General features: G+C 73.2%; 9 protein-coding genes. 3 read left to right on the forward strand and 6 right to left on the reverse strand.

The genetic code is table 11. The features are described from left to right. Positions 1-259 precede the first annotated feature (259 nt). The 4 genes from mshC to ACZ5PB_RS42315 form a co-directional block, all read right to left on the reverse strand. A complete protein-coding gene (gene mshC / locus ACZ5PB_RS42300) occupies positions 260-1,489 on the reverse strand; it encodes a cysteine--1-D-myo-inosityl 2-amino-2-deoxy-alpha-D-glucopyranoside ligase (protein WP_468698958.1) in 1,230 nt (409 codons plus the stop codon). 99 nt (positions 1,490-1,588) lie between these two features. After that, the gene (locus ACZ5PB_RS42305) at positions 1,589-2,437 is read right to left on the reverse strand and encodes an SCO1664 family protein (RefSeq protein ID WP_468698960.1); all 849 of its coding nucleotides are present in this window, start codon (positions 2,435-2,437) and stop codon (positions 1,589-1,591) included. Further along, on the reverse strand, positions 2,401-2,991 hold the full coding sequence (locus ACZ5PB_RS42310; RefSeq protein WP_389253601.1) for a DUF3090 domain-containing protein: 591 nt from the start codon (positions 2,989-2,991) through the stop codon (positions 2,401-2,403). Before ACZ5PB_RS42310 ends, ACZ5PB_RS42305 begins: the two co-directional genes overlap by 37 nt. Before the next feature lie 121 nt (positions 2,992-3,112). After that, positions 3,113-3,820, reverse strand: coding sequence for an MSMEG_4193 family putative phosphomutase (locus tag ACZ5PB_RS42315; RefSeq protein ID WP_468698961.1), 708 nt, complete (start codon positions 3,818-3,820; stop codon positions 3,113-3,115). 83 nt (positions 3,821-3,903) lie between these two features. Between ACZ5PB_RS42315 and corA the strand changes: the two genes are divergently transcribed. Beyond that, the gene (gene corA / locus ACZ5PB_RS42320; RefSeq protein WP_468698963.1) at positions 3,904-4,896 is read left to right on the forward strand and encodes a magnesium/cobalt transporter CorA; all 993 of its coding nucleotides are present in this window, start codon (positions 3,904-3,906) and stop codon (positions 4,894-4,896) included. 10 nt (positions 4,897-4,906) lie between these two features. Here corA and ACZ5PB_RS42325 read toward each other — a convergent pair whose 3' ends face one another. After that, the gene (locus ACZ5PB_RS42325; RefSeq protein ID WP_468698988.1) at positions 4,907-5,686 is read right to left on the reverse strand and encodes a ferritin-like domain-containing protein; all 780 of its coding nucleotides are present in this window, start codon (positions 5,684-5,686) and stop codon (positions 4,907-4,909) included. Between the two features lie 264 nt (positions 5,687-5,950). Continuing rightward, positions 5,951-7,000 (reverse strand): LLM class F420-dependent oxidoreductase, encoded by a 1,050-nt coding sequence (locus ACZ5PB_RS42330; protein ID WP_468698965.1) that lies wholly within the window; start codon positions 6,998-7,000, stop codon positions 5,951-5,953. A gap of 138 nt (positions 7,001-7,138) precedes the next feature. Between ACZ5PB_RS42330 and ACZ5PB_RS42335 the strand changes: the two genes are divergently transcribed. Both ACZ5PB_RS42335 and ACZ5PB_RS42340 read left to right on the forward strand, forming a co-directional pair. Then, positions 7,139-8,122: an aldo/keto reductase gene (locus tag ACZ5PB_RS42335; protein ID WP_468698966.1), complete on the forward strand. Its 984-nt coding sequence runs from the start codon at positions 7,139-7,141 to the stop codon at positions 8,120-8,122. After that, on the forward strand, positions 8,119-10,371 hold the full coding sequence (locus tag ACZ5PB_RS42340) for a helix-hairpin-helix domain-containing protein (protein ID WP_468698967.1): 2,253 nt from the start codon (positions 8,119-8,121) through the stop codon (positions 10,369-10,371). Before ACZ5PB_RS42335 ends, ACZ5PB_RS42340 begins: the two co-directional genes overlap by 4 nt. Positions 10,372-10,495: the final 124 nt, after the last annotated feature.

A 10,495-nucleotide genomic window follows, 5' to 3' on the forward strand; every position in this document is an offset into this window, starting at 1 on the left:
GCCTGCGGCGGGCTGTGCCCCTCCCCGCCCCTTCCCTAAACCGCTCCGCGGGGCCAGGGGTTGTTAGCAGCGGGTCGAGTGTGGTTGCTCGCGCAGTTCCCCGCGCCCCCAGGCACCCGGGGGCGCGGGGAACTGCGCGGCCAGCCACACACAACCCGCGCATCCGAACCCGCCCCGCGGAGCGGTTTCGGGAAGGGGCGGGGTGGGGGAAGGCCCCGCGCAGCGGAGTTCAGCGGCGGGGCCTTGGGGTGGGGTGCGGTTACAGGGCTACGCCCAGCAGCGCGTCCACCGTGCGGGAGATGACGCCCGGCGCGCCCTCCTCGGTGCCCCCCGCCGTCTCCTGCGAAGCGGCCCACTCGTCCACCGCCGCCAGCGCGGCAGGCGCGTCCAGGTCGTTGGCGAGGGCCTCGCGGACCGCCTCGACCGTGGCCTCGGCTGACGGGCCGTCGGGGCGCGACACCGCCGCGCGCCAGCGGCCGAGCCGGGCCACCGCGTCGGCGAGGACCTGGTCGGTCCACTCCCAGTCGGCGCGGTAGTGGTGGGCGAGCAGGGCGAGGCGGATCGCGGCCGGGTCGACCCCGTCGCGGCGCAGCTTCGAGACGAAGACCAGGTTGCCCCGGGACTTCGACATCTTCTCGCCGTCCAGGCCGACCATGCCGGCGTGCACGTACGCCTTGGCGAACGGGTGCTCGCCGGTCAGCGCCTGGGCGTGCGAGGCGCCCATCTCGTGGTGCGGGAAGGCGAGGTCGGACCCGCCGCCCTGCACGTCGAAGCCCATGCCCAGGTGCTCCAGGGCGATGGCGACGCACTCGATGTGCCAGCCGGGCCGCCCGGCGCCCAGCGAGGCGCCGTCCCAGCTCGGCTCGCCCTCGCGGGCGGCCATCCACAGCATCGGGTCGAGCGGGTTCTTCTTGCCCGGACGGTCCGGGTCGCCGCCGCGCTCGGCGGACAGCAGGCGCATGGCCTCCGCGTCGAGCCCGGAGACCTCGCCGAAGTGCGGGTCGGCCTCCACGGAGAAGTAGATGTCGCCTTCGAGTTCGTAGGCCGCGCCCGAGTCCCGCAGCCGCTCGACGAGCGGCACGATGCCGGGGATGGCCTCGACGGCGCCCACGTACTGCTGCGGGGGCAGCATCCGCAGGGCCGTCATGTCCTCGCGGAAAAGGGCGGTCTCGCGCTCGGCGAGGCCGGTCCAGTCGATGCCGTCGCGGATCGCGCGCTCAAGGAGCGGGTCGTCGACGTCCGTGACGTTCTGGACGTAGTGGACCTGCCGCTTGGTGTCGAGCCACACGCGCTGTACGAGGTCGAACGCGTTGTAGGTCGCCGCGTGACCCATGTGGGTCGCGTCGTACGGCGTGATGCCGCACACGTAGATACGGGCGACGGGACCGGGGTCGAGTGAGACCAACCCCTGGGTCGCAGTGTCGTGGATCTGGAGGTCGCGGCCCTTGCCGGGCAGGGCGGGGACCTCGGAAGCGGGCCAGGCATGCATGTAGCGAGCGTAACCGGATGCATGTTCCGGTTACGAACCGGACCGGGATCTTGGCCGATTAGGCCGTCTTGCACCCACCCGTACCCCCGGGGCAGGACCTCACACCGGCGGCCACGGGATCGCCGGCCACTGCCCGCTCGGCTCCGGATGCGCCGCCGACTCCCGCATGGAGGCCACCCGCGCGCGGACCGCGTCCAGCTCGGCGGCCGTGATCAGTTCGGCCAGTCGGGTGGCCAGCGGCTCCCCGTCCGCGAGGTCGGCGGCCAGTTTCGCCAGGACCGACACGGCCTCGTCGGGCAGCGGATCCCCGGCCCAGCCCCACAGCAGCGTGCGCAGTTTGTCGTCGACGTGGAAGGTCACGCCGTGGTCGATGCCGTAGAGCCGGCCGTCCCCGGCGGGTAGCAGGTGGCCGCCCTTCCTGTCCCCGTTGTTGATCACCGCGTCGAGCACCGCGAGCCGTCGCAGCCGTACGTCGTCGGCGTGCACCAGCAGCGCGGTGCGGCCCTCCTCGACCTCGGCAAGCACCACCGGCTTCCAGCCGTCCCCGGGCTCCTCGTCCTCGACGAGGGCCAGCAGGGCACCGCCCGCCTCGGCGTCGCCGTCGACCCACAGCTGGCACATGCCCTCGCCGTACGGGCCGTCGCGCAGCACCGTCGGCGGGATCAGGCCCCAGCCGGTCGCCTCGGAGATCTCGTACGACGCGACCTCGCGCCGGGCGAGGTTCCCGTCGGGGAAGTCCCACAGGGGCTGTTCGCCCGCGACCGGTTTGTAGACGCACTTGGCGCTGTCGCCCTCGTAGGAGATCTCGCAGTAGAGCACCGCGTTGGACGCTGCGCGGACCTGGCCGAGCACCTTCAGCTCGCCCTTCGCGAGGAGCGTCAGGGGGTCGCCCGGTACCGGGGTCACGGGGTTCACAGGCCCCGCCGGTATCCGTTCTGGCGCGGGCATACGTGTCCCTCCGGGTCGAGCGGCAGGCTGCACAGCGGGCACGGCGGGCGGCCCGCGTTCACGACGTCCAGGGCGCGCTTGGCGAACGCCCTGGCCTGGGCGCCGCTGAGCCGCACGCGCAGCATCGGCGGGCCGTTCTCCTCGTCCTGGAGCAGCCGCTCCTCGGCCTCCGCGAGGTCTTCCTCGGTGTCGACGTCCAGTTCGACCAGGGCCTGCGCCTCGACGATCATGCGCTGTTCCTCGCCGTCCCAGGCGAGCGCCATGGTGCCGACCCGGAACTCCTCCTCGACGGGGGCGTCCAGCGGGGCGCTGTCGTGCACGTCGGCGGGGGCGACGGCCGGGACGGGGGCGTTGCCGCCGGTGCGGCGCACCACCTCGTCGAGCAGCTCGTCGATGCGTTCGGCGAGCGCTTCGACCTGGGTCTTCTCCAGGGAGACGCTGGTGACCCGGCCGGCCGCGGACGCCTGGAGGAAGAAGGTGCGGCGGCCAGGCAGCCCGACCGTACCGGCCACGAAACGCTCCGGAGGGTCGTAGAGGAACACCTGACGGGACACGTCCTGATCTCCATCGCTTCGGGGTCTGGGAAGGGGGGTGGGGCAGGGGGACTGCCATCCGGCGCGAGGGAGGGTGCGCGGCGAATGGTTTACTGCGCGACCACCCTACTGTGCACGGCGATCACGGTGTTCCCGCGCCGCCGCCCACCGCCGCTTCCCCGTCGTCCGCCCGCGTGCCCGCGCTGTCGGCGCCGGGCCGCGGGGCCAGCGAGGTCAGGTCCCCCGTGTCGCCCAGGCGCACCAGAAAGGGCCGGAGCCTGGTGTAGCGGATCACCGTCAGGGAACACGGATCGACGTGAATACGCTGGAAGAGGTCGAGATGCATGCCGAGGGCGTCCGCGACGAGGGACTTGATGATGTCCCCGTGCGAGCACATGACGTACATCGAGTCGTCGCCGTACTCGGCGTCGACGGTCGCGTTCCAGTCGCGTACGGCGTCCACCGCGCGGGTCTGCATGGCACGCAGGGACTCGCCGCCGGGGAAGGCGGCGGCGGAGGCGTGCCGCTGGACGACGTCCATCAGGGGGTGGTCGGAGAGCTCGCCGAGCTTGCGCCCGGACCAGTCGCCGTAGTCGCACTCGTTGATCCGCTCCTCGGTGTGCAGGGGCAGCTCGGGGCGGGCTTCGAGCAGCGGCGCCAGGGTCTCCCGGCAGCGCTGGAGGGGGCTGCTGACGGCCGCCGCGAGGGGCAGTCCGGCGAGCCTGGCGGGCAGGGCGGCGGCCTGTGCGGCGCCGTGTTCGTCGAGGGCGACACCGGGCGTCCGGCCCGCGAGCAGCCCGGCGGTGTTGGCGGTGGAACGTCCGTGCCGCAGAAGAATCAGCGTGGCCATGCCCCTCAGCGTAGGCGGAAGGACACCGGGGGCCACAGGCGGACAGGCGCACCGGGGTGCGTCGCGGGCACGAGCCGGGGAGAATGCACGCCGTGATCGTCGACTGCGCCATCTACCGCGAGGGCCGCCGCACCGAGGGCCCCTCCGACTTCTCCGACGCCCTCGCCGAGGCGCGCTCGGCCCAGGACCGGTTCCTGTGGATCGGGCTGCACGAGCCGACGGAGAAGGAATTCGCCCTCGTCACGGACGAGTTCGGGCTGCACCCGCTGGCGGTCGAGGACTCCCTGTCGGCACATCAGCGGCCGAAGCTGGAGGTGTACGAGGACTCGCTGTTCGTGGTCCTCAAGCCGGTCGTGTACGAGCCGAAGAGCGACACGGTGACCACCGGCGAGCTGATGGTGTTCGTCGGCGACTCCTTCGTGGTGACCGTGCGGCACGGCGAGGGCGCGCCGCTGGCCGCCGTACGGTCCCGTCTGGAGTCCGATCCCGACCTGCTCGCGCACGGTCCGACGTCCGTGCTGTACGCGGTGTGCGACGCCGTCGTCGACCACTACATGGAGGTCGCCGCCGAGCTCCAGACCGACCTGGAGGAGCTGGAGGCGGAGGTCTTCGCCCCGCAGGGCGGTGACACCAAGGGCACCGCCGGGAGGATCTACACGTTCAAGCGGCAGGTGCTGGAGTTCCGGCGGGCGACCGGCCCGCTGACCCAGCCGCTGCAACGGCTGGCCAGCCCCGGGCTGCCGTTCGTGCACGACGAGGCGCAGCCGTTCTTCCGCGATGTCGGCGACCACCTGACCCGGGCGAACGAGCAGGTGGACGGCCTGGACCGGCTGCTGTCCGACATCCTCTCCGCGCATCTGGCGCAGATGGGGGTACGGCAGAACGACGACATGCGGAAGATCTCGGCGTGGGCGGCGATGGCCGCGGTGCCGACGATGGTCGCGGGCGTCTACGGCATGAACTTCGATCACATGCCGGAGCTGAAGTGGTGGTGGGCGTACTACGCGGTGCTGGCGTTCATGGCGTTGTGCGAGGTGGGCCTGTACCGGCTGTTCAAGCGGCGCGGCTGGCTCTGATCCCGGGCGGTCAGACCTCCTGCTCCCCGGGCCCGTTCATCGCTCCCCTGCGCTCGGGCATGGTCAGTGTGACCATCTTCCGCCAGCCGATGAGCCGTTCGTACAGGTACATCAGGCGGATGCCGGTGGCGAGCAGGGTGGACTTGGGGCGCGGCCAGCCAAGCAGCTCGCCCATCCTGGCCATCACGGCGAGGCTGACGTCCCGGTAGACGGCGATCTCCACCCGTGCGCACTCGTGCAGGACGCGCTGGATGGTGCGGCCGTGGCCGAGGGCGGCCAGCCGGAGCAGCTCCTCCTGGCAGTAGGCGAGGTGGTTCTCCTCGTCGTGGCAGATCATCCGGATGGACTTGCCCGCCTCGGGGTGGTCGCCGAAATGGGTGACCAGCATGTCCATCTGGTCGGCGGCCCGCTGCTCGGTGATCCTGCTGTGGGCGAGGTAGACGACGATGTCCTCCTCGGTGAGCGTGGTGTCGGCGCGCAGTTTGCTGTGCGCGAGGCCGATTCCGGCGCGCTCCAGGAGCAGGGTGTAGTCGAGGGCCAGGGGCACCTCGGTCTCGTCGAGGCCGCGCTTGCGCAGCAGGGCGCGGAAGAGCCGGCCGTGCTTGTCCTCGTCGGCGCCGTGCCGGGTGATCTTGGGGGCGAGGTCGCTCATGGCGGCGGGGACGAGCGCGGCGATGCGGCCGTTCTCCCAGCCGCCCTGCGACTCGCCGCTGGCGGCGACCGAACAGAACAGCTGGAACGACTCGTCGTTGTCGAGGATTTCCTGGAAGAGACTCCGAGCAGAGAGCACCACTGTCACCTCCACGCACCGGTCCGAGCACCCTCCGTGCCGCACTCGATGCATCGAGTGAAGTGCCAGCCGGACCGGGAGGCAACAGGTACGACGGACAAGTCGCCCGCATGGAGGAGCGTGCAATCCCTTCGCAGGGCGTAACCGACCGGCCGTCCGCGCGTTGTGCTGGATGACGGCCGTGGCGGGGAAGACCCCCGAGCCCCCACCACGGCCGCTGACTTCAACTCCCGTACGGAACAGGCTGGTTGCGCCCGGCCGGTGTCATGCCAGCCCGGCGCGCTCCATCGCTTCCGTGCCCGCCCTCAGTGCCGCGATCCGCTCGTCGAGCGTGAAGCCCGCGGGGGCGACCGTGAGGGTGGTGACGCCGACCGCCGCGTACTCCTTCATCCGGTCCGCGATGCGGTCCACCGGGCCGAGCAGGGTGGTCTGGTCGATCAGCCGGTGCGGGACGGCGGCGCCCGCGCCGTTCTTGTCGCCGGAGAGGTACTTCTCCTGGATCTCGGCGGCTTCCTTCTCGTAGCCCATGCGGCGGGCGAGCTGGTTGTAGAAGTTCTGCTTGGCGCTGCCCATGCCGCCGACGTACAGGGCGGTGTACGGGCGGAACATGTCGGCCAGCGCGGTCACGTCGTCGCCGACGGCGAGCGGCAGCGTCGGGCACACGTCGAAGCCGTCCAGGGTCTTGCCGGCCTTCTCGCGGCCGGCCCTGATCGGAGCGAGCGCGGTCTCCTCCAGGTGCTCGGCGGAGGGGAAGATCAGCAGCGCGCCGTCGGCGATCTCGCCGGTCTGCTCCAGGTTCTTGGGGCCGATCGCGGCGATGTAGAGCGGGATGGTCTCGCGCTCGGGGTGCACGGTCAGCTTGAGGGGCTTGCCGGGCCCGTCCGGCAGCGGCAGCGTCCAGTGCTGCCCCTCGTAGCTGAGGCGCTCGCGGGTCATGGCCTTGCGGACGATCTCGACGTACTCGCGCGTCCTGGCGAGCGGCTTGTCGAACTTCACGCCGTACCAGCCCTCGGAGACCTGCGGTCCCGAGACGCCGAGGCCGAGCCGGAAGCGGCCGCCGGAGAGCGAGTCCAGGGTGGCGGCGGTCATCGCCGTCATGGCGGGCTGGCGGGCCGGGATCTGCATGATCGCGGAGCCGATGTCGATGCGCTCGGTCTGGGCGGCCACCCAGGAGAGCACGGTGGGGGCGTCCGAGCCGTACGCCTCGGCGGCCCAGCAGACCGCGTAGCCGAGCCGGTCGGCCTCCCTGGCGACGGCGAGGTTGTCGCCGTCCATGCCCGCTCCCCAGTAGCCGAGGTTGATCCCGAGCTTCATGCGTCGCTCCCTCACACGTATTTACCGATCAGTAACGTCCTGGTGCGCGGACTCTAACCCGCGAGCCCGCGCGCCGTCAGCCGAGGGTTGTCCACAGGCCCCCTTCGGACGGACGTGTGGACCAGTAATCTCCCGCCCATGGAGCAGAGGCACCTCGGCCGCACGGGCCTGCGCGTATCGAGAATCGGTCTGGGCACCCTCACCTGGGGCCGGGACACCGGCGAGCACGACGCCGCGGACCTGCTGAAGCTGTTCTGGGAGGCGGGCGGCAGTCTCGTCGACACGGCCGACGTGTACGGGGACGGCGACGCGGAGTACGTGCTCGGGCAACTGGTGGAACGCCTGGTTCCGCGCCGGGACCTGGTCATCGCCACCAAGGCGGGCAGCGTGCCCGACCCGGACCGCCGCTTCGACTGCTCGCGCGGCCACCTGCTGGCCGCCCTGGACGCCTCGCTGGAGCGGCTCGGCACGGACTACGTGGACCTCTGGCAGGTGCACGCCTTCGATCCCGGCACCCCGCTCGACGAGACCCTCCAGGCCCTGGACATCGCCGTGACCAGCGGCCGGGCCCGCTATGCGGGGGTGTCCAACTTCTGCGGCTGGCAGCTCGCGAAGGCCGCCACCTGGCAGCTGGCGGCGCCCGGCACGCGGACCCGGCTGGCAAGCGCGCAGCTGGAGTACTCGCTCCTCCAGCGGGGCGTGGAGCGCGAGGTGCTGCCCGCCGCGCTGGACCTCGGGATCGGCCTGCTGCCGTCCTCCCCTCTCGGCCGGGGCGTGCTCACGGGCAAGTACCGGCACTCCACCCCGCCCGACTCGCGCGGCGCCTCCGAGCAGCTGGCGCCGTTCGTCGCCCCGTACCTGGACGACGCGGCGGGCCGCATCGTGGACGCGGTCGCGACGGCCGCCGAAGGCCTGGCGACCACTCCGCTGCAGGTGGCGCTGGCCTGGGTACGGGACAGACCCGGCGTGGCCGCCCCGATCGTCGGCGCGCGCAACGCGCAGCAGCTCGCGGCGGCATTGTCAGTGGAGGCGCTTAGTCTTCCCCATGAGATCCGCCGAGCGCTGGACGACGTGTCCGCGCCCGTGCACCGCTATCCCGATCAGGACTGGAGCACGCTGTGACCGCGCACCCCCGGGGGGAGACCCCCGTCCCCCCGGACGACCCCGAATCCGCCCCGGCGGCCGGGACACCGGACCAGCAGGCCGACGCACCTGAGGCTGCCGAAGCCGAGGCACCTGAGGCTGTCGGCGCCGAGGCCGGGGCCGACGCGCCCGAGGCTGCCGGGGCCGACGCCGGGGCCGAGACCTCCGAAGGTGCCGAGGCCGCTGCCGACGCGGCCGACGCCCCCGCCGTGCCCCAGCTCTCCGAGGCCGAGGCCGAGCTGGCCGCCCAGCGGGAGTTCCGGGCCAAGATCGAGAAGCGGAAGGCCGAGAAGGCGGACATCTCCGCCGGAACCAAGCTGAGCGGGCGGGCCGCCGACCTGATGGCCGCCGTACGGGCCGTGGAGAGCGGCGCCAAGCCCGCGACCGCGTTCGTCCCGGAGCCCGCACCGGCGCCCGCGCCCCCGCGCGCGCAGGCCGCGCCGGTCGCCGCCCCGGCCCCCGTGCCCGCACAGAGCGCGCCCGCCGTTGCGGCTGCCCCGGAGACCGTCGAGGACGTACGGGGCGTGCTGAGTGCGGGCGGTGCTCCCGAGGCACTCGCGGCCGGGGTCGCCGCACGGCTCGGCGAGCAGGCCTCCCAGCTGCTGCGCGAGGACCCCTGGCAGTTGCTCTCGGTACCGGGCGTACGGCCCGAGCAGGCCGACGGCTACGCCCGCGCGCTGCTCGGCGCGCAGTGCGGTCCTGACGACGGGCGGCGGACCGCGGCCCTGGTCGGCTGGCTCCTGGAGCGGGCCGCGCTGAAGGGGCACACCGCCGTCGCGACGGAGCAGGTGTGCACCGCTCTCGCGGGGCACGGCGTGCCGGACCCGGCCGAGGCGGTCGCCCATGCCGTCGCGGAGGGCGTCGCCCTGTCCCTCCAGGACGAGGAAGTGGACGAAGAAGAGGCCGATGCACCGGACGGCACGGACGAGGCGGAGGCCCCTGGGCCCGAAGCGGCCGAGGCCGTCCCCGCCCTGCTCGGCCTCGACCGGTACGCGATGGCCGAGGAGAGCCTCGCCGAGGGACTCGCCCGGCTGGTGAACTCCCCCGTGGACAGCACCGAGGAGTGGGCCGAACTCCCGGGTTCCGCCGGTGAGTTGGTCCGTGCGGTGGCCGGCCACTGTCTGGTCGCCCACACCGGTGGCGAGGCCTCCCGCGCCGAACCGGCCGCCCTCCTCGGGGTGGCCCGGCGTCTCGGTCTGCGCGCGTTCGCCGCCACCCACAGCCCCAACGGACGGGCCCGCCTCGCGGACCGGGCCCCCGACGCGGCGGCCGGGGCCGTCACCCTCGCCGGGCTGCTGTCCGGCGCCGAGGGCCCCGGCCGGGACGCGGACGGGGCGCTCGCCCTGGATCTGCTGGTGGTGCTCGACGCGCCCCAGCTCGACGTGGAGACCGGTGCGGTGCTCGTCGAGGCGCTGCCCGACGGGGCGCGGCTGGTGCTCAGCGGCGACCCCGGGGTGCTGCCCTCGGCCGGGGCCGGCCAGGTCTTCGCGGACGTGCTCAGCGCCCGCGCCTGCCCGCAGATCGCCTCGCGCACGCCGGATCCGGGACCGATCGGCGAGCTGGTGTCCGGCATCGGCATCGGCGAGCTGAACCAGGTCGAGGCACCCGGCAAGGAGGTCGTGATCGTGCCGGTGCGCGACGCGGGCGAGGCCGTGCACCGTACGGTCCAGCTGGTCGCCGACTCGGTGCCGCGCGCCATCGGCGTACCGCCCGAGGACACCCAGGTGATCACCCCGGGCCACGGCGGCTCGGCGGGCACCCGGGCGCTCAACGCGGCGCTCAAGCAGCGGCTCAACCCCGGCCCCGGCCGCTTCGGCGGCTTCGACGCGGGCGACCGTGTCGTGTACGTCCCGGTGCCGGGCCGTACCGTGCCGGGCACGGTGACGGGGGCGGACGCGGACGGGCTGCACCTGGACTGCGCCGGCACGCCCGTCGTCGTACCGCAGGAGCAGGTCGATTCGGCCGTACGGCACGGCTGGGCGCTGACCGCGCACCAGGCGGCCGGGATGCGCTGGCCGGCGGTGGTCGTGGTGCTGCCTGGCGATGCGGCACAGGCCCTGAACCGCCCGTGGGTGTACACGGCGTTCGGCCGGGGCGAGCGGCACCTGTCGGTGGTGCACGGAGTGGACCAGGCGCTGCCGCGCGCGGTGGCCGAGGCCCCCGCCCAGCCGCGTACCACCCGGCTCGCGGAGCTGCTGCGCCCGGCACCGGCCGAGGCGACGGCGTAACGGCGCGGGCGGCGGCAGACGTAAGGCGGAGGGGGTGCGGGGCAGCGACTGCCCCGCACCCCCCCCACCGTGGAACCCTTGGCCCGGGCTGCTCAGACCTCCTCGAAGTCGTCCATCTCGTCGT

It is taken from the genome of Streptomyces sp. NPDC032721, from assembly GCF_055579625.1.